At 65.3% G+C, this 23044-nt stretch carries 15 protein-coding genes; 8 read left to right on the top strand and 7 right to left on the bottom strand.

The features are described 5' to 3' along the window. Positions 1 to 309 precede the first annotated feature (309 nt). The 4 genes from LFL96_RS07785 to LFL96_RS07770 all read left to right on the top strand — a co-directional run bounded on the left by LFL96_RS07785 (position 310) and on the right by LFL96_RS07770 (position 6581). The gene (locus LFL96_RS07785; RefSeq protein ID WP_280999851.1) at positions 310 to 1848 is read left to right on the top strand and encodes a collagen-like triple helix repeat-containing protein; all 1539 of its coding nucleotides are present in this window, start codon (positions 310 to 312) and stop codon (positions 1846 to 1848) included. Between the two features lie 306 nt (positions 1849 to 2154). Continuing rightward, positions 2155 to 3639 (top strand): collagen-like triple helix repeat-containing protein, encoded by a 1485-nt coding sequence (locus LFL96_RS07780; protein ID WP_280999849.1) that lies wholly within the window; start codon positions 2155 to 2157, stop codon positions 3637 to 3639. A gap of 419 nt (positions 3640 to 4058) precedes the next feature. Then, entirely contained in the window at positions 4059 to 5777 is a 1719-nt protein-coding gene (locus LFL96_RS07775) for a POTRA domain-containing protein (protein ID WP_280999847.1), read from the top strand. Between the two features lie 318 nt (positions 5778 to 6095). Next, positions 6096 to 6581: a DUF2147 domain-containing protein gene (locus LFL96_RS07770; protein ID WP_280999845.1), complete on the top strand. Its 486-nt coding sequence runs from the start codon at positions 6096 to 6098 to the stop codon at positions 6579 to 6581. Between the two features lie 103 nt (positions 6582 to 6684). Here the strand turns inward: LFL96_RS07770 and LFL96_RS07765 are convergent, their stop codons facing one another. From LFL96_RS07765 to typA, 6 genes are all read right to left on the bottom strand, one after another. Next, the gene (locus LFL96_RS07765; RefSeq protein WP_280999843.1) at positions 6685 to 7134 is read right to left on the bottom strand and encodes a transposase; all 450 of its coding nucleotides are present in this window, start codon (positions 7132 to 7134) and stop codon (positions 6685 to 6687) included. Between the two features lie 184 nt (positions 7135 to 7318). Further along, the gene (gene zapE / locus LFL96_RS07760; RefSeq protein ID WP_280999841.1) at positions 7319 to 8416 is read right to left on the bottom strand and encodes a cell division protein ZapE; all 1098 of its coding nucleotides are present in this window, start codon (positions 8414 to 8416) and stop codon (positions 7319 to 7321) included. Positions 8417 to 8504: 88 nt separating this feature from the next. Then, entirely contained in the window at positions 8505 to 9935 is a 1431-nt protein-coding gene (gene lpdA / locus LFL96_RS07755) for a dihydrolipoyl dehydrogenase (protein WP_280999838.1), read from the bottom strand. Between the two features lie 147 nt (positions 9936 to 10082). Then, positions 10083 to 11357, bottom strand: a complete 1275-nt coding sequence (odhB, locus tag LFL96_RS07750) for a 2-oxoglutarate dehydrogenase complex dihydrolipoyllysine-residue succinyltransferase (RefSeq protein ID WP_280999836.1) — start codon at positions 11355 to 11357, stop codon at positions 10083 to 10085. Positions 11358 to 11498: 141 nt separating this feature from the next. Then, positions 11499 to 14360: a 2-oxoglutarate dehydrogenase E1 component gene (locus LFL96_RS07745; protein ID WP_280999834.1), complete on the bottom strand. Its 2862-nt coding sequence runs from the start codon at positions 14358 to 14360 to the stop codon at positions 11499 to 11501. Between the two features lie 409 nt (positions 14361 to 14769). Continuing rightward, positions 14770 to 16596 (bottom strand): translational GTPase TypA, encoded by a 1827-nt coding sequence (gene typA, locus LFL96_RS07740; protein ID WP_280999833.1) that lies wholly within the window; start codon positions 16594 to 16596, stop codon positions 14770 to 14772. Positions 16597 to 16953: 357 nt separating this feature from the next. On the opposite strand from typA, the gene LFL96_RS07735 reads away from it, so the two are divergent. From LFL96_RS07735 to LFL96_RS07720, 4 genes are all read left to right on the top strand, one after another. Beyond that, positions 16954 to 17469, top strand: a complete 516-nt coding sequence (locus LFL96_RS07735) for a MarR family winged helix-turn-helix transcriptional regulator (RefSeq protein ID WP_280999831.1) — start codon at positions 16954 to 16956, stop codon at positions 17467 to 17469. Between the two features lie 49 nt (positions 17470 to 17518). Continuing rightward, positions 17519 to 19030: an efflux transporter outer membrane subunit gene (locus tag LFL96_RS07730; protein ID WP_280999829.1), complete on the top strand. Its 1512-nt coding sequence runs from the start codon at positions 17519 to 17521 to the stop codon at positions 19028 to 19030. A 93-nt stretch (positions 19031 to 19123) separates the two neighbouring features. After that, positions 19124 to 20356, top strand: a complete 1233-nt coding sequence (locus LFL96_RS07725) for an EmrA/EmrK family multidrug efflux transporter periplasmic adaptor subunit (protein ID WP_280999827.1) — start codon at positions 19124 to 19126, stop codon at positions 20354 to 20356. A gap of 35 nt (positions 20357 to 20391) precedes the next feature. Continuing rightward, positions 20392 to 21954: a DHA2 family efflux MFS transporter permease subunit gene (locus LFL96_RS07720; RefSeq protein ID WP_280999825.1), complete on the top strand. Its 1563-nt coding sequence runs from the start codon at positions 20392 to 20394 to the stop codon at positions 21952 to 21954. A gap of 151 nt (positions 21955 to 22105) precedes the next feature. Here LFL96_RS07720 and truB read toward each other — a convergent pair whose 3' ends face one another. Beyond that, positions 22106 to 23044, bottom strand: a complete 939-nt coding sequence (gene truB, locus LFL96_RS07715; RefSeq protein ID WP_280999822.1) for a tRNA pseudouridine(55) synthase TruB — start codon at positions 23042 to 23044, stop codon at positions 22106 to 22108.

Genomic DNA, 23044 nt, shown 5'->3' with positions numbered 1-23044 from the left:
ACTAATTATTTGTTTGAACAGAACGTTTCAAGCATGCGGAGCGTTTGTTCGCCTGTGCGTTACGCCACGGATCGTAACGGCGCGCCCGGCTCGTTACGTTACGCAGACCACATTCGGAACGCACACAAGGTCGTTCGCGACGCGTTTCCGGTTTAGCGTCCACTCCATCAATTCGTCGCAAAGCCATATCGGATATGGGCGAGCGGCATGCCGCGAAAAAATCGTTCGGATTGCTCATTCGAAATGGCATGGGTCGTGCAGAGATAGGCACGCAGCAGCACCCAACAACACATGCGATGCGAGGGCGACATGAACATTCAAACGACCACCACCACGGTACGGGCAACCCTGATTGCGGCCGGGATTGCCGCCATGCTTTCTCTTGGCGCCTGCGGCGGCTCCGGCACGCTCAGCTCGGGCACCGGCAGCGACGGCGCGGGCTCCGCCGGCGGCGCGCTGTCCACCAGCGGCAGCGGCTCGATGGGCTCGGGCGGCTCCGGTACCTCGGGCACGTCCGGCACCACCGTCGGCAGCTCCGGCACGAGCGGGACGTCGGGCAGCTCCGGCACCAGCGGCACGTCCGGCACGAGCGGCACCACGCCGGTGTCGAACGCACTGGGCACGGTGGTGAACAACGGCGGCGGAATCGTCAGCGATGTCGGTTCGACGGTGTCGAGCGTCGGCAGCACGATTGCCTCGCAAACCCTGCCGGGCGTCAGCCCGCAAACCACCCAGGCAGCCGGCGGCATCGTGCAGCAGGTCGGCGCGGCGGTATCGACGCTCGGCGGCGGCGTGTCGCAAGGTCTCGGCCAGCTCGGCGCGGGCGGCAACCCGGTCGGCACCACGGTGTCGAGCCTCGGCGGCGTGGTGAGCAACGTCGGCGGCGCGGTCACGCAAACCGGCAACCTCGTGACGAGCCTCGGCAGCGGCCCGCTCGCCCCGTTGTCGGCCCTCACCTCGCCGCTCGGCGGCGCGGTCGGCACGCTCGGCGGCGCCGTCGCGGCAGGCGGCACCACGCTCGGCAACGCCCTGTCCACCGGCCCGGTCCAGCAAGTCACGCAAACCCTCAGCACCGCGATCACGCCGATCACGTCGATGGTCGCGGCGACCACGCAAACGGTCGGCAACACGACGGGTCTCGGCGCTCCGCTGAACTCGCTGCTCTCGACGGTCGGCGGCGGACTCGGCACGGCCGGCGCCCTGCTGACCTCGACCGGCGGCAACGCGGTCACCGCCGCGCTCGGCCACACGGTCAGCGATACCGGCGCGACGGTCACCTCGGTCGGCGGTCTGCTGACCGGCGGCAGCGGCGGCAACCCGCTCGCGCCGTTGACCAACGTGCTTGGCGGTCTCGGCGGCGGCACCAGCGGCAATCCGCTCGCGCCGATCACCAGCGTGCTCGGCGGTCTGAGCGGCGGCACCGGCAGCGGCCCGCTCGCGCCGGTCACCGGCCTGCTCGGTGGCTTGACCGGCGGCACCGGCAGCGGTCCCCTCGCCGGCCTGACCGGCGCGCTCGGCGGCGCCACCGGCAGCGGCAATCCGCTCGCTCCCGTCACCGGTCTGCTGACCAGCGTGACGAGCGGCCTGTCCAGCGCGACGGGCGGCAGCAGCAGCCCGCTGGCACCGGTCACCGGTCTGTTGTCGGGCGTCACGGGCGCACTCGGCGGTGTCGCCACCACGGCCACCACCGCGGCGACGTCGGCGACCACCACCGCCACGAGCGCCACCTCCGGCTCGGGCACCGGCCTGTCGCTGACGAGCAGCGCCGGCAAGGGCACGGGCAGCAATCCGCTCGCACCGGTGACCTCGCTGGTCGGCGGCCTGCTCGGCGGACTGGGCAAGAAGTAAGCAGCGGCGCGCTTCGGCTGAGTCAAGCCGGTCGACGGAAACGCCTGCGTCACGCGTACCGTCGATCCAACCGAAGCGCGCCGGCTGCACACCGCGCGCAGCACACGTCCGAAGACGACGTGGCGATTGCGTAGCGAATCACCCAGCACCTTCACGCAGCAACGAACGGCGCGCGGCCCGCCAGCCGCGCCCGCTCGCCGGACTTCGGCCGGAACCCGGGCCGCGCCGCCCGGAAAAACCGCAACCCGTTGCATCGGCGCACTTGACCAACCGCACGCTACATCTAGAAGACACCGAGGAGCACCTATGTCCACCCAACGTTTTTTTACTCTCCATGCGGCGTGCGCGACGGTGTCGTCGTTGCGCGCACCGCTGATCGCCGTAGCGGCCGCCGGCGTACTCGCGGCGTGTGGCGGCAGCACCGTCAGCGCGCCGCCGACCACCTCAAGCACCGGTAGCGGCGGCGGCTCGGGGTCCGGCAGCGGCAGCGGCGTCGTGGCGACGACCGGCACCGGCGGTCTCGCCACCACCGCGGCGCAAACCACCAGCGACCTCGGCAACGCGATCGGCTCGCAGACCATTCCGGGTCTCAGCCCGCAGGTCACGCAAGGACTCGGCAGCGCGGTGTCGGCCACCAGCGGCACGCTCAACGCAACCGCCGACGCGGTCAGCAACGGCCTCGGCCAGATCGGCACGACGTCGAATCCGGTCGGCACGACGGTCGGCGGCCTCGGCAACGTCGTCAGCTCGACGAGCGGCGTCGTGCAAGGACTGAGCACGGCTGTCGGCGGTCTGGGCAGCGGCAATCTCGCGCCGCTGTCGCCGCTCACCACGCCGCTGGCCGGCGCGCTCTCCACCGCCGCCGGCGCGTTGAACGCGGGCGGCGCGACGCTCGGCAACGTCGTCAACTCGGGACCGGTGCAACAGATCACGCAACCGATCAGCACCGCGATCACGCCGATCGTCACGACCGCCGGCCTCGTCACGCAGACGGTCGGCACGCAGACCGGACTCGGCGCGCCGGTCGGCGGCCTGCTTTCGCAAGTCGGCGGCGCGCTCGGCTCGGCCGGCTCGAAGGTTGGATCGGCGACCGGCAACCCGGTCGGCGCGGATGTCGGCAACCTGGTCGCGTCGCTCGGCAATACCGTGACGAACGCCGGCGGTCTCGTGAATCCGAATGGCCCGAACGGCGCGAATCCGATTCCGGGGCTGATCACGAGTTTGGTCGGCAGCACCAACGTGAGCGTCGCGGGCGGCCCGCCGGCCAACGGCAATCCGCTCGGACCGCTGCAAAGCACGCTGGCAAGCCTCGGGCTCGGCAGCAACCCGCTCGGCTCGCTGTCGACACTGCTCGGCGGTACGCCGCTCGCCGGTCTGACTTCGGCGCTGGGCGGCACGCCGCTCGGTTCGTTGAGTTCGGGCCTAGGCGGCTCGCCGTTGAGCTCGCTGACCTCGGCACTGGGCGGCACACCGCTCGGTTCGTTGACCTCCGGCCTGAGCGGCACGCCGCTGAGCTCGTTGACCTCGACACTCGGCGGCGCGGGTAGCGGCGCGAATCCGCTGACGACGCTGACCGGCACGCTCACCGGCGTGTTGTCCGGCGTGACGAGCAGCGCGAGCGGTGCGGGCAGCGCGGGCGGCGCCGCTCAGGCGCTCGCGCCGGTCACCGGACTGGTCGGGCAAGTGACCGGTACGCTCAGCTCGGCGGCGGGTTCGACCAGCGGCTCGAGCAACCCGGCCGGCGGACTGACGACGCTGCTCGGCGGCTTGCTGCCGGTCGCGCATAAATAAGTAGTCCAACTAAAACGCATCGGTTCGATCAGCGGTTAGAAATGATGCGTGACAGTTGCCGGATGAGACGCGACATGCGCAACGGGTGCGTGTCGCGTCGAACGGACAGCGGAACCGACAGCCGAGCGAGCAATTGAGCAAGCAGTCGGGCAGTCGAGCAGGCAGTTGCAAGAGCAATTGAGCAAGCGCCTGCATCAGCACCCTGTCCAGCACTTCAGCTAAGCACTACGCATAAGCAATCCGGTTCATCACGTGCTTCGCGCGGCCGCCGTCCGCGGATACCCTCGCTCAAGCCACACGGAGCGCGTGACGTAATACATGCAGGCATGGCAGTATGCGTCGAGCCACACATAAGCGATCGCGATCCGTCCGGCCAGGCGGCGCGGCCGCACAGAAAAACGGCATACGAGGACAATCCGATGAAACTCGGGTATGGCAGCAAATGGACCGGCTGGACCGTCGTACTCGCCGCCGTCGCGGCAAGTGTCATGCAGGTGGATGCCCAGGCGCAGGCCCGTCCCGGCGGCACGGCGGTCGGCGGCAATCCGCTCGATTCGCTGCCGCAGATCAAGGCGCCCGACAAAGGCCCGAACGTGACCGTGCAGGTCGCCCCGCAGGCGCCCCAACTCCAGGAACTGCTCGCCCGTCATCTGACGCCCACGCGCGTGCAGGTCGAGGGCGTGAAATCGATTCCGTTCGATGAAGTCGCCGCGCGCTTCACGCCGCTGGTCGGCAAGGACACCACCATCGGCAATCTGATCGAGGTCGCCAACGGCGTCACCAGGCTCTATCAGGATCGCGGCTATGCGCTGTCGTTCGCGTTCATTCCCGCGCAGACCTTCGACGACGGCGTGGTGCGCGTGACCGTCGTCGAAGGCTACGTATCCGCGGTGAAGGTGACCGGCAAGGCCGGCGCGGTCGAGGACAAGATCCGCGCGATCGCCGACCACATCGTCGCCGACCGGCCATTGCGGCGCGCCACCTTCGAGCGCTACATCAATGTGCTCGGTCTGCTGCCGGGCGTGAAGGTCGCCGCGAACGTGCCGCCGCCGCAGAACACCGACGGCGCGACCACGCTCGAACTGAACGTCGATCGCAAACCGTTCGACGTCAGCACCGGCATCGATTTCAATCACCCGGGCGTGCAGGGTCTGCTGACCGCCACCGAAAACGGCCTCACCGCGCTCGGCGAACAGCTGAGCGTGTCGGCATTGCTGCCCAAGGGCCGCGACAACGTCACGTATCTCGCGGCGCACGGCGCGGTGCCGATCGGCAGCAACGGCTTGATCGCGAAGATCGACGCCACCCACTATCGCGGCAATCCGACCGACAACCCCGGCCTGCCCTCCTATATCCAGCGCACGGTGATCAACGACAAGGTGGGCGGCTCGCTCGCCTATCCGCTGCTGCTGAGCAATACGCAGAGCGTGATCGGCACCGCGTCGGTGTACGCATCGCACGACGAGGACCGCTACAACAACACCGACACCGGCGCGCAGATCGGCCTGCGCTCGCAGGTCCGCGTGATGCAGTTGCAGGCCGACTACACCAGCGTGCAGACCGGCCAGGTGCGGCGCGCGAGCGTCAACGTGGCGAAGGCGTTCGACATTCTCGGCGCATCGAAAGCGGGCGACTCGAACGTGCCCGGCCAGCCCGTCACGAATCCAGCGTCGATCACCTTCGTGCGCACCGGCGCAAGCTTCTCGCAAAGCAACGAATGGCCGATGAAGATCGGCACCGCCGTCTCGCTGACCGGTCAATACAGCGCCGTCTCGCTGCCGACCTCCGAACAGATCTCGTTCGGCGCGCAACGCTTCGCGCAGGGCTATCAACCGGGCGAGGCATCGGGCGATTCGGGCTGGGGTGCGATGTTCGAGATCAACCGGCCGTTCACGCCGGGCTTCACCTATCTGCGCACGCTCACGCCGTACGTATCGTTCGACATGGCGCGCGTTTATCTGCATGCGGGCACGCCGTCGCCGTCGCGCTTGTCGTCGATCGCGTTCGGCTTCCGCATCTCGGATGCGAAGTACTACAGCCTGGATCTGTCGGTCGCGAAAGCCATCGGCGATGCGCCGGTGGAAAGCGCGTCGCGCAGTCCACGCATCAACGCGACGTTCTCGTACCAACTGAATTGAGCACGCTCGAATCGCGCCTGAAGAGGGAAAGTGCCGTCGCCTGATTAGAGGGTCCACTATCAAACGTGGCGCGCGGATTCACGTATTCTGCGCTGACCATGTCGGGCGGGCGGTCCACCGCATTAACACCGCGCGCCGCGCGCGTCGCCACCAGCAATGCGCAGGGCAACGCAGTGAACCTGAGGGGCCGTACCGGGCATCACGATGCGGCGCGATGTGGCGGACGACATGCAACGACATGCTCGCAACCCGACCGCATGAAACGCCGATAACGCCGCGCGACCATGATCGCGCTGTCTTTAATCAAGGAGGAAGACAATGATTCAATTCACTCAACGCGCGCGCGCCGTCGCGGTTCGCACCGCCAGACAGGCCGCCCTCGCCGGCGTGCTGCTCGCCAGCGCGATGACCGCGATGGCGCAGACCGACACCCCGGTCGGCATGTGGCAAACCATCGACGATCACACCGGCCAGCCCAAGGCGCTCGTGCAGATCGCGCAGGACAGCGGCGGTTCGCTGAGCGGCAAAGTGGTCAAGGGGCTCGGCCCGAACGATCAGCCGGATCGCCGCTGCACCGCCTGCACCGACGCGCGCAAGGATCAGCCGATCCTCGGCATGACGATCATCAACGACATGAAGAAGGACGGCGACGGCTGGGATCACGGACAGATTCTCGACCCGGAAAACGGCAAGGTCTACAAGTGCAAGATGCACCTGGAAGACGGCGGCAACAAACTGGTGGTGCGCGGCTATATCGGCGTGTCGCTGCTGGGACGTTCGCAGACGTGGGTGCGTCAGCAATAACTTCTGCACGCTGACCTGCGCGCCGCGCCTGAAACGCGCATAAAAAAACGGCCGACGATGTTTATCGTTCGGCCGTTTTCAATTGGCGTGAAGCTCGGCGTCGTCATGCAGCGTGTTTGAAGGGCGAGCCGAATGCGAAGGGAGAAGAAGGCAGCGGGGTGGCGGGCGTGGGTTTGTAGATGGCCGGCGCGATGTCCCGGGCCTTGTCCGCATCGGGACGTTTCTGTTCGGGACCTGGATGGGTGCGCATGCGTGCTTCCATCAGTGTGCAGAGTTCCTCGCTCGCCGCGCCGAACAGCAACGCCGTGACCCGCTTCAAGACCCCCGACGCGTACCACACCTTGAAGCGGCGATGGCAGGTCTGATAGGACGGATACTTACGCGGCATGGCCGACCATGTGGCGCCGCTGTACATGACCCACAACACGCCGTTCAGCACCGAACGCGTATTGGCCAGCGGACGTCCGCGCAGTTCGGCGCGGGGCCGCAGCTCAGGCAGCAACGGCGCTATGCGCTGCCATTCTTCATCGTTGATATCACGGTACGGATCCATGGGGTTTCTCCTTCGTCAGAACCACGAGAGAAGATATCCAGTCGTCCGAACCCGGAATATAAGATCAATCCGAATCCTGAAAATACGCCGATGCGCGCAGCCGACGCGCGCGGCGGGCAGCGCCCTATCGTAAAAGCCTCCGCCAGGACTCGGCCACGACCCAGCCGCCGCAGCGCCGCGCCACTCAGGTCAACGACGTATCGACGATCCGGCGCGGCGCGTCGAGATACTCCTTCGACTGCATTTCGACGATGCGCGAGACCGTGCGCGTGAACTCGTTCGCCATCGGACCGTCGAGGTACAACTCCTCGGGCGGCACCGCCGCGGACATCAGCAGCTTGACCTTGTGGTCGTAGAACACGTCGATCAGCCACGTGAAGCGACGCGCTTCCGACGCCATGCGCACCGACATCTGCGGCACGCTCGACAGCACCACCGCGTGAAAGCGGCTCGCCAGTTCGAGGTAGTCGTTCTGCGAACGCGGACCGCCGCACAGCGTCGCGAAGTCGAACCAGACGACGCCGTCCGCGCGACGCAGCGCCTTCAGCTCGCGCTTCTCGATATGCAGGATCGGACTTTCGTCGGGCACCGCGGCGAGGCGCGCGAACGCATCGCGCAGCGCCTTGTCGGCGGCGGCGCCGAGCGGCGTGTGATACACCTCGACCTGGGCCAGCGTGCGTTGCCGGTAGTCGATGCCGGCGTCGACGTTGATCACGTCGAGCCTGGCCTTGATCAGCTCGATCGCGGGCAGCATGCGGTCGCGGTGCAGGCCGTCCGGGTACAGCGTGTCCGGATCGTAGTTGGACGTCATCACGAACTGCACGCCGTTCTCGAACAGCTTGTCGAGCAGGCGGTACAGAATCATCGCGTCGGCGATGTCGGACACGTGGAATTCGTCGAAACAGATCAGGCGATAGCGTTTCGAAATCCGTCGCGCGAGTTCGTCGAGCGGATCGGCGGTGCCCTTGAGTTCTTCCAGCTCGCGATGCACCTCGCGCATGAACTCGTGGAAATGCAGCCGCGTTTTACGCTGCACCGGCACGATCATGTAGAAGCTGTCCATCAGGAAGCTTTTGCCCCGCCCCACGCCGCCCCACATGTACACGCCGCGCGGCAGGTCCGGGTGAATCAGCAGTTTCTTGAACGCGTTAGAGCGGCGCGATTTGTACGCGACCCACTCCTCGTAGCACCGCTGCAGGCGCTCGACCGCCGCGCGCTGCGCCGGGTCCGATTGATAGCCCCGCGTCTGCAGTTCTTTTTCGTAGTATTCGGTGACGTTCATTGTGTTGCTGCAAAAAAGAAAGGCGGGAGGGAGTGAACCCGCCCGCCTTCGTGGTGATACCGATGTGCGTTCAGTCAGGCGTGCGCGTTTACATGTTCAGCGCGCGCTTGTCGACCGCGAGTGCGGCTTCGCGCATGACTTCCGACAGCGACGGGTGCGGATGGCAAATGCGGCCGATGTCTTCCGACGCCGCCTTGAATTCCATCGCCACCACGGCTTCCGCGATCAGGTCCGATGCGTTCGCCGAGATGATGTGCACGCCGAGCAGTTCGTCGGTCTTCGCATCGGCGATCATCTTGACGAAACCATCCGCCTTGTTGATGCCGAGCGCGCGGCCGTTCGCCATGAACGGGAACTGGCCCGTCTTGATCTCGCGGCCTTCCGCCTTCAGTTGCTGTTCGGTCTTGCCGACCCACGCGATTTCCGGTTCGGTGTAGATCACCCACGGAATGCAGTTGTAGTCGATATGCGGCTTCTGACCGTCGATGATCTCGGCCACCAGCACGCCCTCGTCTTCCGCCTTGTGCGCGAGCATCGGGCCGCGCACCACGTCGCCGATCGCGTACACGTTCGGCACCGAGGTCGCGCAGTGATCGTCCACGTCGATGAAGCCGCGCTCGTTCGCCTTCAGGCCGATCGCTTCGAGGCCGAGGTTGTCCGTGTTCGGCACGCGGCCGATCGACACGATCAGACGGTCCGCTTCCAGCGTTTGCGCGTTGCCGTCCTTGTCCGTGTAGGCGATCGTGACGTTCTTGTCCGTTGCCTTCACTTCGCCGACCTTCACGCCGACGTGAATGTCGAGACCCTGCTTCTTGAACTGCTTGGCCGCTTCCTTCGACAGCGACTGGTCAGCCGCGCCGAGGAATTCCGGCAGCGCTTCGAGCACGGTCACGTCCGCGCCCAGGCGGCGCCACACCGAACCGAGTTCCAGACCGATCACGCCGGCACCGATCACGGCCAGCTTCTTCGGCACGGTGTCGAACGTCAGCGCGCCTTCGTTGTCGGCGACGATCTTGTTGTCGACCGGGATGTTCGGCAGATGACGCGCCTTCGAACCCGTGGCGATGATCACGTTCTTCGCCGTGACGACTTCGGTCTCGCCTTCGCCGCTCACTTCGATCTGCACGCCGGCGTCCGTCTTGCCGGTGAACTTGCCATGGCCCTTGAGCCACGTGATCTTGTTCTTGCGGAACAGGAATTCGATCCCCTTGGTCATCTTCTCGACGATGCCTTCCTTGCGGGCCAGCATCTTCGCGATATCGACCTTGACGTTCTCCACGGAGACGCCGTGGTCGGCCAGGTGATGCGATGCGTTTTCAAATTCTTCCGACGACGCGAGCAGCGCCTTCGACGGAATGCAACCCACGTTCAGACACGTGCCGCCGAGCTTCAGCGCGCCGGCCGGGTTCTTCCATTTTTCGATACACGCGACGGTCTTGCCGAGCTGCGCTGCGCGGATGGCGGCGATATAACCGCCGGGGCCTGCGCCGATCACGACGACGTCAAATTCTTTGGACATGACAATCCTTTGGATGGCGGAACGGCGCGCGGCCACGCTTCGAGGCGCGCGGCGTTCCTGTGCTGCGGAATGCGAAAGACGTACTGCTCAGGTGGGGCCGGCTTGCGCAACGGCAAGCCCGGCCCACCCTTTCGACGAAACCCGTGCTTACAGGTCGAGCAGCAGACGAGCCGGATCTTCCAGCGCGTCCTTCATCGCCACCAGCGACAGCACCGCTTCGCGGCCGTCGATGATCCGATGGTCGTACGACAGCGCCAGGTAGTTCATCGGGCGGATCACGATCTGGCCGTTCTCGACCACCGCGCGTTCCTTGGTCGCGTGCACGCCCAGAATCGCGGATTGCGGCGGGTTGATGATCGGCGTCGACAGCATCGAGCCGAACACGCCGCCGTTCGAGATCGAGAACGTACCGCCGGTCATTTCGTCGATCGACAGCTTGCCGTCCTTCGCCTTCTGACCGAATTCGGCGATCTTCTTCTCGATCTCGGCGAGGCTCAGCTGATCCGCGTTGCGCAGGATCGGCACCACCAGACCACGCGGCGAACCGACCGCGATACCGATGTCGAAGTAGCCGTGATAGACGATGTCGTTACCGTCGATCGACGCGTTCACCAGCGGGAACTTCTTCAGCGCGTGAACGGCCGCCTTCACGAAGAACGACATGAAGCCGAGCTTCACGCCGTGTTCCTTTTCGAACTTGTCCTTGTACTTGTTGCGCAGATCCATCACCGGCGCCATGTTCACTTCGTTGAACGTGGTCAGGATGGCGTTGGTTTGCTGCGACTCGAGCAGACGCTCGGCGATCCGCGCGCGCAGACGCGACATCGGCACGCGTTGCTCCGGACGGTCCTTCAGCCACTGGTCGGCCGAGGCCGGTGCCTTGACTTCCGGCAGCGACGGCTTGGCGGCCTTCGGCGCGGCGGCCGGTGCCGGTGCGGCCTTGGCGGCCGGGGCGTTCGCGCTCAGCACGTCGCCCTTGGTGATGCGGCCGTCGCGGCCCGTGCCGGCGACGTCGCCCGAAGCCAGGCCCTTTTCGGCCATCAGCTTGCCGGCTGCCGGCGACGCGGCGGTGTTCGCGCCGGTGGCGGCCGCGGCTTGCGCGGCGGGTGCGGCTGCCGGTGCGGCTTCGGCGACCGGCGCCGGCTTCACTTCGGCTTCGACCGCGGCGGCGCCTGCCTTGCCTTCGGTGTCGATCTTCGCGATCACCTGATCGGCGACGACGATGTCGCCGTCGTTCGAGATGACTTGCGCGAGCACGCCGGCCGAGGGTGCCGGCACTTCGAGCACGACCTTGTCGGTCTCGATTTCGATGAGAATTTCGTCCTGCGCGACAGCCTCGCCGGGCTTCTTCTTCCACTGCAGCATGGTGGCTTCCGAGACCGACTCGGACAGCTGGGGAACCTTGACTTCAACAATAGCCATTATGAATATCCTGAATACGTATCGGGTGACGGCACGCTGTACGACGACCGCCTGCGAACCTTGCCTTGCGCCGCCGCCCCTTCGTGAGTGCGTTGGCGCGGCACGGGAAAGCGCGCCGCGCTTTCCCGGTTCGTCTGTTTTTTACTTGACGATCGACGCGCTCTTGAGACGGCCGAACGCGCCTTCGACCAGCGCCTTCTGCTGCTCGTAGTGCTTCGCGTAGTAGCCGACCGCCGGCGAGGCCGAAGCCGGGCGGCCGCTGTACGCCAGCTTCTGCCCTTCCTTCATGCCTTCCTTCAGGTGATGCTCGATGTAGAACCACGGGCCCTGATTCTGCGGCTCGTCCTGCACCCACACCACTTCGGTCGCGTTGTCGTACTTCTTGATTTCCGCTTCGAACTGCTTGTGCGCGAACGGATAGAGCTGCTCGATACGGATGATCGCGACGTCGTTCGACTTCGATTCGCGGCGATGCGCGAGCAGGTCGTAGTACACGCGGCCCGAGCACACCACCACGCGCTTGACCTTCTTCGCGTCGATCGCTTCGTCCACTTCGCCGAGGATCGGCTGGAACGCGCCCTTCGCCAGTTCGGACAGATCCGACACGGCTTCCTTGTGACGCAGCAGCGACTTCGGCGTGGCGACGATCAGCGGCTTGCGGAACAGGCGGATCATCTGACGGCGCAGCAGGTGGAAAATCTGCGCCGGCGTGGTCGGTTGCACGACCTGCATGTTGTGATCCGCGCACAGTTGCAGGAAACGCTCGATACGCGCCGACGAGTGCTCCGGACCCTGGCCTTCGTAGCCGTGCGGCAGCAGCATGGTCAGACCCGACACGCGGCCCCACTTCACTTCGCCCGACGAGATGAACTGGTCGATCACGACCTGCGCGCCGTTCACGAAGTCGCCGAACTGCGCTTCCCATGCGACGAACGTATTCGGCTCGGCGGTCGAGTAACCGTATTCGAAACCGAGCACCGCTTCTTCCGACAGCACCGAGTCGATCACCGAGAACTTCGCCTGACCTTCGGCGATGTTCTGCAGCGGCACGTAGGTGCCGTCGTTCCAGCGTTCGCGGTTCTGATCGTGCAGCACCGCGTGACGGTGCGTGAACGTGCCGCGGCCCGAGTCCTGACCGGTCAGGCGCACTGCGTAGCCCGACGCGACCAGCGACGCGAATGCGAGGTGTTCGCCCATGCCCCAGTCGAGCTTGGCTTCGCCACGGCCCATCGCGCGACGGTCGTTGATGACGCGCTCGACCAGCGGGTGAACCTTGAACTCGGCCGGAATCGTGGTGATGCGTTCGGCGAGGCGCTTCAGTTCCGCGAGCGGCACGGCCGTGTCGGCCGCGTCGGTCCACTTGCGGTTCAGGAACGGCACCCAGTCCACCGCGTACTTGCTCTTGTAGTTCGACAGAACCGGATCGACCGTGTGGTGACCTTCGTCCATCGCCTTACGGTACGCCTTGACGAATTCGTCGCCTTCTTCCGCGGTGATCACGCCTTGTTGCACCAGCTTTTCAGCGTACAGCGCGCGCGTGCCCGGGTGCTTGGCGATGGTCTTGTACATCAGCGGCTGCGTGACCGCCGGCGTGTCCTGCTCGTTGTGACCCAGCTTGCGGAAGCAGACGATGTCGACGACCACGTCCTTGTGGAACTGCATGCGGAAGTCGATCGCGAGCTGCGTGGCCAGCACGACCGCTTCGGGATCGTCGCCGTTCACGTGCAGCACCGGCGCTTCGATCATCTTGACCACGTCCGAGCAGTACAACGTGGAGCGCGAATCGCGCGGGTCCGACGTCGTGAAGCCGATCTGGTTGTTGATGACGATGTGCAGCGTGCCGTGCGTGCCGTAACCGCGCGTTTGCGCGAGGTTCAGCGTTTCCATCACGACGCCCTGACCGGCGAACGCCGCGTCGCCGTGGATCTGCACCGGCAGAACCTGCAGGCCGCTGTCGTCGCCGCGACGGTCCATCCGCGCCTTCGCGGAACCTTCGACCACCGGGTTGACGATTTCGAGGTGCGACGGGTTGAACGCGAGCGACAGGTGAACCGGGCCGCCTTCGGTCGAGACGTCCGACGAGAAACCCTTGTGGTACTTCACGTCGCCGGCCGGCAGGTCGTCGTGGTGCTTGCCTTCGAATTCGGCAAACAGGTCCGCCGGCATCTTGCCGAGCGTATTGACCAGCACGTTCAGACGGCCGCGGTGGGCCATGCCGATGACGATTTCCTGGACGCCGTTGGCGCCGCCGTGACGCACGACTTCGTCCATCGCCGCGATGAAGCTTTCGCCGCCTTCGAGCGAGAAGCGTTTCTGGCCGACGTACTTGGTGTGCAGGAAGCGCTCGAGGCCTTCGGCGGCCGTCAGGCGATTCAGGATGTGCTTCTTCTTTTCGTTCGAGAAATTCGGCGTCGAACGGATCGACTCGAGCTTCTCCTTCCACCAGCGCTTCTGTTCCGGATCGCTGATGTACATGTACTCGGCACCGATCGTGCCGCAGTACGTGTCACGCAACGCCTTGACGATCTCGCGCAGCGACGCGCGCTCGAAACCGAAATACAGGTTCGTGGCGCTGAACTCCTGGTCCAGATCGGCTTCGGTGAAGTCGTAGAACGCGGGTTCGAGTTCGGGAATGGCGGGACGTTCGCGGCGCTTCAGGGGATCGAGATTGGCCCATTGCGAGCCGAGGAAGCGATACGCGCCGATGAGGGACTGCACGTAGACCTGCTTGTGCGAGGCGGCGATATCTTCGCCGCCGGTCGCCGCGCGCGGGATGAAGGCGTTGGCCTTCGCGCGTTGCGCAAACGATTCGACGATCGGGCCGTGGGCCACGTCGTTGGCATTGCTGCCATCCGATGCGGGCACGTTCTGCAACGCATCGAAATAGCTGCGCCAGTTCTCGGGCACTGACGCCGGATTGTCGAGATACGCTTCGTACATTTCTTCAACGTACGGAGCATTGCCGCCGAACAGATAAGAGTTCGACTGGAATTGCTTCATCATTTTTACGCTCACCTTTCTTCGAGTTTCTCGAGAAATAGCGGGTTACAGAACCTTCCGCGACACGGCCTGACCGTTTGGCGGATTGCGCGAATCAAGTCTTGCTTGGAAGGACCTAAAACTTTGCACCCGGGGAGCATATCACAGAACCGATACTCCAGATAGCAGACGGATTGCCGCTCAAGCCTTTTCCGGCGGGGCTTTCGGGCTACTTTCAAGATGGGCAACAGTCTTCTGCGGCAAACAGGGCCAATTGGTTGTCAATGGGCTGTTATTCAGGGCCGCCAGCTTGCCGCAGGCGGCATCGGTTGCGTGGGTGCAGAAACGGCAAAAGCCACCCGAGGGTGGCTTTTGCCTGACCGCGAACCGGGTTTGGCGCCCGGTTATCTGCGTGCCCGATGCACTGCGCCGCTTAGTCCACCGCGCCCTTGCGGCTTGCGCTGCGGCGCTCGTGCTCCTTCAGGTAGCGCTTGCGCAGACGGATGGATTGCGGCGTGACTTCGACCAGCTCGTCATCGTCGATGAACTCCACCGCGTATTCCAGCGACATCTGAACCGGCGGCACGAGGCGCACCGCTTCGTCGGTACCCGACGCGCGCACGTTGGTCAGCTGCTTGCCCTTGATCGGGTTCACGACGAGGTCGTTGTCGCGGCTATGAATACCGATGATCATGCCTTCGTACAGCGCGTCGCCCGGCGACACGAACATACGGCCACGATCCTGCAGCTTCCACAGCGCGTACGCCACCGCCGCGCCGTCGTCCTGCGAAATCAGCACGCCGTTGCGACGCTCGCCGACCGCGCCTTCCTTGACCGGCTGATACGAATCGAACGTGTGGCTCATCAGACCCGTGCCACGCGTAAGCGTGAGGAATTCCGACTGGAAGCCGATCAGGCCACGCGCCGAAATACGGTATTCGAGACGCGTGCGGCCACGGCCATCCGACGCCATGTCGAGCATTTCGCCCTTACGGCGGCCCAGCTCTTCCATCACGCCACCCTGGTGGGTGTCTTCCATGTCGACGGTCAGGTTTTCGTACGGCTCGTGCTTCACGCCGTCGACTTCCGTCATCACCACGCGCGGACGCGACACGGCCAGCTCGTAGCCTTCGCGACGCATGTTTTCCACCAGAATGGTCAGGTGGAGCTCACCGCGGCCCGCCACTTCGAACGTGGTTTCGTCGCCGGTGTCTTTCACGCGCAGCGCGACGTTGTGGTTCAGTTCCTTCATCAGGCGGTCGCGAATCTGACGGCTCGTGACGAACTTGCCTTCGCGACCGGCGAGCGGCGACGAATTGACGAGGAAGTTCATGGTCAGCGTCGGTTCGTCGACGGTAATCATGGGCAGCGCTTCCGGCTGTTCCGGCGCGCAGATGGTCACGCCGATGCCGATTTCCTCGATACCGTTGATCAGCACGATGTCGCCGGCTTCAGCCGAGTCGACCTGCACACGCTCGAGACCCTTGAACGACAGCACCTGGTTGATCTTGCGGTTCAGGATCGCGCCGTCCGGGCCAGAACGCACGGCGACCGCCATGCCCGGCTTGATGCGCCCGCGCGTGATACGGCCCACGCCGATACGGCCGACGTACGACGAATAGTCCAGCGACGTGATCTGCAACTGCAGCGGCGCTTCCGGATCGGCCGGGCGGACCGGCACGTGTTCCAGCACGGCTTCGAACAGCGGACGCATGTCGCCTTCGCGCACATCCGCGGTCAAACCGGCGTAGCCGTTCAGACCCGATGCGTAGACGATCGGAAAGTCGAGCTGTTCGTCGGTCGCGCCGAGCTTGTCGAACAGGTCGAAGGTCTGGTTGATCACCCAGTCGATCCGCGCGCCCGGCCGGTCGACCTTGTTGATCACGACGATCGGCTTCAGGCCAAGCGCCAGCGCCTTCTTGGTGACGAAGCGCGTTTGCGGCATCGGGCCTTCGACCGCGTCCACCAGCAGCAGCACCGAGTCGACCATGGAGAGCACGCGCTCTACTTCGCCGCCGAAGTCGGCGTGGCCCGGGGTGTCGACGATGTTGATGTGCGTGCCTTCGTACTCGACCGCGCAGTTCTTCGAAAGAATCGTGATGCCACGTTCCTTTTCGATGTCGTTCGAGTCCATCACGCGCTCGGCGACCTGCTGGTTGTCACGGAACGTAGCGGTCTGGCGGAGGAGCTGGTCGACGAGCGTGGTCTTGCCGTGGTCGACGTGGGCAATGATGGCGATGTTGCGTAGGGCGCGGGTCATAGGAAACCTGGAGACAGTTGGAGTGCGCCGCTTGCTTATTGCCGGTTACTGAGCGGTTGCCAAAAACTTGCCAAAAACACCACGAACCACGACAAGCCCAAAGCGCACTTTTGGGAACCCAACATTATAGCACGCCGCAATGAAGCTTTCTGGTATTCCCCGATGGACCACGCTGCTTCGCGACCAAGACGCGCCTGAAAACAGCCGGCGGCCGCTCCTGGCGCCGCCTACGCGAAACCGATCGCTTACCCCCTTGAGCCGTAAAAGATCCTTGCCTAAGCTGTGATAACGCTTGCCGAGTCAAACAATGGACCTCTATAATCCTGCCTAGTCAACCATTGCATTCGCACGAGAATCATGACGGAGCCGTCTTCCACTCCCACGCCGGACCTCAGCCAGTATCAATTAGGCGAAAGCGTCGGTTATCTGCTGTCGCGTGTGAGATCGACCATGGCCAATCTGGTCACCCAGCGCAGCATGGCCGAACTGGGCATCACCAGTCAGCAGGGCAGCATCCTGTTCATGGTGGCGAGCGGCAAATGCCTGCTGGCAGCCGAACTGGCACGCGAATACGGGATCGACGCGAGCGCCGTCACGCGGCTGGTCGACCGGCTGGAAAAACGCGGGCTGTTGACCCGGGTGCGCAGCAACGAGGACCGGCGGGTCGTGCGGCTCGCGCTGACGCCGGAAGGCCACGCGATCGCGGCCCGCATGCCGGCCATCTTCAACGGCGTGCTCGACACCCTGCTGAGCGGCTTCACGCCGGAAGAAGTCGGGTTTCTGAAGAGCATGTTGCGCCGCGTGCTGGTCAATTCCGGTGAACAAACGGGACTAACCCGTGATGCAGCAAGCAATTCCGACGGCAAACCTTAAAGAATTGCTTGCAGTGTCCATCATTAAATTCCACTCAAAGAGTCGAGCGATGAAATCCCTCTCCCTGTCCGCGTCCGCGCTGTCGCGCCGGACCGCCGTCGCCGCCGCGGTGACGGCGCTCGCCCTCACGGGGTGCGCGAACTACTTCGGCATGAAAACAGACAAGCAGATCTCGTCGCCGGCTCAGTACGAGTCCAGCCAGAGTCTGCCGGGCCAGGGCGGTCAGTGGCCGGCGCTCGACTGGGCCAACCAGTTCGGCGACCCGCAACTGCCGAAGCTGATCGCGGAAGCGCTGGAAGGCAGCCCGTCGATCGCGCAGGCGCAGGCGCGGCTCGCGAAGGCGTCGTCGTATATCGAGAGCTCGCGCTCGGCGCTCTTCCCGAAGGTCAACGGCAGCTATTCGTGGAACCGCGAACTGTTCTCCGCCAACGCGCTCTACCCGCCTCCGTACGGCGGCACCTGGTATAGCGAGAACAACGTGCTCGCCAGCGCGTCGTGGGATCTCGACCTGTGGGGCAAGAACCGTCAGCGCCTCGGCCAGGCCGTGTCGCAGGAAAAGGCGGCCGAGGCCGACATGCAGCAGGCACGCGTGACGCTCGCGGCGTCGGTGGCGAGCAGCTATAACCAGCTCGCGCAGCTGTACGCGCTGCGCGACATCGCCGCGCGAGAAATCGCCAACCGCCAGGACATCGGCCGCATCACCAATGGCCGCGTCGCGGCGGGTCTGGACACCAACGTCGAACGGCAGACCGCGAACGGCAACATCGCGACCAGCCAGTCGAATTTGACCGACCTCGACGGCCAGATCACCGTGGTTCGCTATCAGTTGGGCGCGCTGCTCGGCAAGGGCCCGGACCGCGGCCTGCAGATCGACAAACCGGTGCTGAGCGCCGGCAACGCGGTCGCGCTGCCGGACAACCTGCCCGCCGACCTCGTCGCGCGCCGCGCCGATATCGTCGCCGCGCGCTGGCAGGTCGAAGCCGCGATGCACGACGTGAAGGAAGCCAAGGCCGAGTTCTTCCCGGACATCAACCTCGCGGCCGGTGTCGGCTTCGACGCGTTCGGCTGGGGCCGCTTCCTGAAATCGAGCAGCCGCCAGATGCAGCTCGGCCCGGCGATCCATCTGCCGATCTTCGACGCCGGCGCGCTGCGCTCGCAGTTGAAGGGCCGTTTCGCCGACTTCGATCTGGACGTCGCGAACTACAACCAGACGCTGATCAACGCGCTGTCGGACGTCGCGACGCAAGTCTCGTCGATCCGTTCGATCGACCAGCAATCGGGCGACGCCCAGCGCGCGCTCGACGCATCGACGAAGGCTTACCAGCTGGCGGTGATCCGCTACAAGGCCGGTCTGTCGCCGCAGTTGCAGGTGTTGACCGCCGACCAGAACCGCCTCGCCGCCGAACAGACGGTGACCTCCCTGAAGATGCGCCGCCGCGACATGCAGATCGGCCTCATCAAGGCGCTCGGCGGCGGTTTCGACGCGACGCAGAGCAGCCTCGTGGTGCCGACCGATGCTCCGGCATCGGCCGCCACCGCGGCGACCGCGGCAGCGAACTGAGCCAACTGATCGAGCGTGGCTGGCAGCCCCCAGCCGACGAACACACGACTATCCGAATAAACGACGACGTTTGAGAGAACCCGGAGCACATCAATGAGCACCCCCCAGCAGCCCGCGGCTAACACCCAACCGACCCAACCGGCGAACAACGGCAAACGCAAGCGCATGATGACGCTGCTCGTCATCGTGATCCTGATCGCCGCGATCGCGTACGGCCTCTACTACTTCCTCGTCGCGCGCTTCCACGAAGACACCGACGACGCCTACGTGAACGGCAACGTCGTGCAGATCACGCCGCAGGTCACGGGCACGGTGGTCGCCGTGAATGCGGACGACACGCAGACGGTCAAGGCCGGCGATCCGCTCGTCGTGCTCGATCCGGCCGACGCACGCGTCGCGCTGGAACAGGCCGAGGCGAATCTCGCGCAGACGGTGCGCCAGGTACGCGGCCTGTTCGCCGACGACAACCAGTACGAAGCGCAGGTCGCGCAGCGTCAGTCGGATCTGTCGCGCGCGCAGGACGACCTGAAGCGCCGCCTCGCGGTGGCGCAGACCGGCGCCGTGTCGCTGGAAGAAATCTCGCACGCCCGCGACGCCGTGAAGAGCGCGCAGGCCGCTGTCGACGCCGCCCAGCAGCAACTGGCCTCGAACCGCGCGCTGACCGCCAACACCACGATCGCCAATCACCCGAACGTGCAGGCCGCCGCCGCCAAGGTCCGCGACGCGTACCTGAACAACGCGCGTAACAACCTGCCGGCGCCGGTCACGGGCTACGTCGCGAAACGCTCGGTGCAGGTCGGCCAGCGCGTGTCGCCGGGCACCCCGCTGATGGCGATCGTGCCGCTCGGCGGCGTATGGGTCGACGCGAACTTCAAGGAAGTGCAGCTCAAGTACATGCACATCGGCCAGCCGGTCGAACTGACCGCCGACGTGTACGGTTCGTCGGTCGTGTACCACGGCAAGGTGGTCGGCTTCTCGGCCGGCACGGGTTCGGCGTTCTCGCTGCTGCCCGCGCAGAACGCGACGGGTAACTGGATCAAGGTGGTGCAGCGTCTGCCGGTGCGGATCGCGCTCGACCCGCAGGAACTCGAAAAGCATCCGCTGCGTATCGGCCTGTCGATGCAGGCCGACGTCAGCATCAAGGACCAGAGCGGCGGCCAGCTCGGCGATGCGCCGAACACCGTCTACCAGACCAACGTGTTCGAGAAGTACGGCGACCAGGCCGACGCGGAAATCGCCCGCATCATCACCGAAAACGCCGGCCCGAACGGCGGCACGCCGAAGCCCGCGCAGGCCTCGGTCAAACCCGCCGCCAAGCTGATGTAAGCCGTACGACGACGATTTAAACAAGGCTTTTTCGAATGGCTCAGGCTCAGGCGCAAGTCCCTCATCCGCCGCTCGAGGGCGCGCAACTGGTGATCGGCACCATCGCGGTGTCGCTCGCCGTGTTCATGAACGTGCTCGACACGTCGATCGCGAACGTGTCGATTCCGTCCATTTCGGGCGACCTCGGCGTGTCGTCCGACCAGGGCACGTGGGTGATCACCTCGTTCGCGGTCGCCAACGCGATCTCCGTGCCGCTGACCGGCTGGCTCACCCAGCGCTTCGGGCAGGTGCGCCTGTTCATGGCGTCGATCATTCTGTTCGTGATCTCGTCGTGGATGTGCGGCCTCGCGCCGACGCTGCCCTTCCTGCTCGCCTCGCGCGTGCTGCAGGGCGCGGTGGCCGGCCCGATGATTCCGCTGTCGCAGACGCTGCTGCTCGCCAGCTATCCCCGCGCGAAGGCGCCCATGGCGCTGTCGATGTGGGCGATGACCACGCTGATCGCGCCGGTCGCCGGGCCGATTCTCGGCGGCTGGATCTCCGACAACATCTCGTGGCCGTGGATCTTCTACGTCAACATTCCGGTCGGCGTGATCGCCGCCGCGGCGACGTGGGCGATCTTCCGCAATCGCGATTCGGCGATCCGCAAGGCGCCGATCGACGGCGTCGGTCTCGGCCTGCTGATCGTCTGGGTCGGCTCGCTGCAGGTCATGCTCGACAAGGGCAAGGATCTCGACTGGTTCTCGTCGACGACCATCGTCGTGCTGGCGCTGACCGCGGTGATCGCGCTGGCGTTCTTCATCGTGTGGGAACTGACGGCCGAGCATCCGGTGGTCGATCTGTCGCTGTTCAGCCGGCGCAACTTCACGAGCGGCACGATCGCGCTGTCGATCGGCTACGGCCTCTACTTCGGCAACCTCGTGTTGCTGCCGCTGTGGCTGCAGACCGATATCGGCTACACCGCGACCGAGGCGGGTCTCGTGATGGCGCCGGTCGGCCTGTTCGCGGTGCTGCTCTCGCCGATCACCGGCAAGGTGCTGCCGCGCACCGATCCGCGCTATATCGCGACGCTGTCGTTCCTCGTGTTCGCGCTGTGTTTCTGGATGCGTTCGCGCTATACGACGGGCGTCGATACGTTTTCGCTGCTGGTGCCGACGCTGATTCAGGGCATCGGCATGGCCGGGTTCTTTATCCCGCTGGTGTCGATCACGTTGTCGGGTTTGCCGGGCAACCGGATTCCGGCGGCCTCGGGCGTGTCGAACTTCGTGCGGATCATGTGCGGCGGGATCGGCACGTCGATCTTCCAGACCGCGTGGGATCACCGCACGATCATGCATCACGCGCGGCTCTCGGTGCAGGCGAACGCGTATAACCCCGTGTTCGAGCAGTCGATCCAGCAGATGGGCGCGGCGGGCCTCAGTCAGCAGCAGGCCTACGGTCTGTTCAATACGATGGCGACGCAGCAGGCCGCGCAGTTGGGCGTGAACGATCTGTTCTTCGTATCGGCGGGGATTTTCGTCGCGTTGATCGCGTTGATCTGGATGGCGCGCCCGGAACGCGCGGGCGGCGATGCAGGTGCGGCGGCGGCGGCCGCGCATTGAGGCTGCCGGGTTGCGGGATGCCGTGTCGCGATGTCGACATTTCGCGGCGCGGTTTCGGGTGCAGTTTTTCTGGATGTAAAAAAAGGCGGGACCGCATTTCTCGATGCGGTCCCGCCTTTTTTATGGTGCGCGATCAGGGTGCGCGGTGAAGCTAGCTCTGCGCTGTCACCACCAGCCGCTCAGGCGCCAGCACGCCGTCGCCGGGTTTCGCGACGCCCAGCAAACGGCCTTCCGCCTCCGCGTAGACGCGCACGCGCGGCGCCTTCGCGGCGTCGGCGCTGATGCCCAGTTCCGACAGCTTCAGACGCTGGCCATGCAGGAAGCGGCGCGTCGCATCTTCGTTCAGTTCCACGGACGGGAACGTCGACAGCAACGCATCCACCGGTTGCAGCCACGCGTCGCGCTCGGCTTGCGGCGCGTCGGACAACGCGTCGAGCGTCACCGCGTGTTCCAGCGTCAGCGCGCCCACGCCGGTGCGCCGCAGCGCCACCAGATGCGCGCCGCAACCCAGCGCCTCGCCGATGTCCTCGGCCAGCGTCCGCACGTAGGTGCCCTTGCTACAGGTCACGCGAAACGTCACGTCCGGCAGCGCGCACGCGAGCATCTCCAGTGTCAGGATCGTTACCTGACGCCCTTCCCGCTCGACCGTCTGGCCGGCGCGCGCGTATTCGTACAGCGGCTTGCCGTCGCGCTTGAGCGCGGAATACATCGGCGGAATCTGGGTGATCCCGCCGAGAAAGCCGGACATGGCTGTTCGAACCGCGGCTTCGTCGCAGGCGACGGCGCGCGTGTCGATCGCTTCGCCTTCGGCGTCGCCGGTGCTCGTGCGCACGCCGAGGCGCATCGTCGCCTCGTAGGTCTTGTCCGCTTCGAGCAGGTCCTGCGAAAACTTGGTGGCTTCGCCGAAACACAGCGGCAACAAACCCGTGGCAAGCGGATCGAGCGTGCCGGTGTGACCCGCCTTTTTCGCCAGATAGAGACGCTTCGCGCGAATCAGCGCATCGTTGCTCGACAGGCCGAGCGGCTTGTCGAGCAGCAGCACGCCGTCAAGCGCGCGACGCGGCACGCGGGGGCGTTGAGGTGAGTTCAC

The sequence above is a fragment of the Paraburkholderia sp. D15 genome (genome assembly GCF_029910215.1).
Taxonomy (GTDB): domain Bacteria; phylum Pseudomonadota; class Gammaproteobacteria; order Burkholderiales; family Burkholderiaceae; genus Paraburkholderia.
The sequence above is the reverse complement of the archived record's forward strand: the minus strand, read 5'-3'. Positions and strand labels throughout refer to the sequence as shown.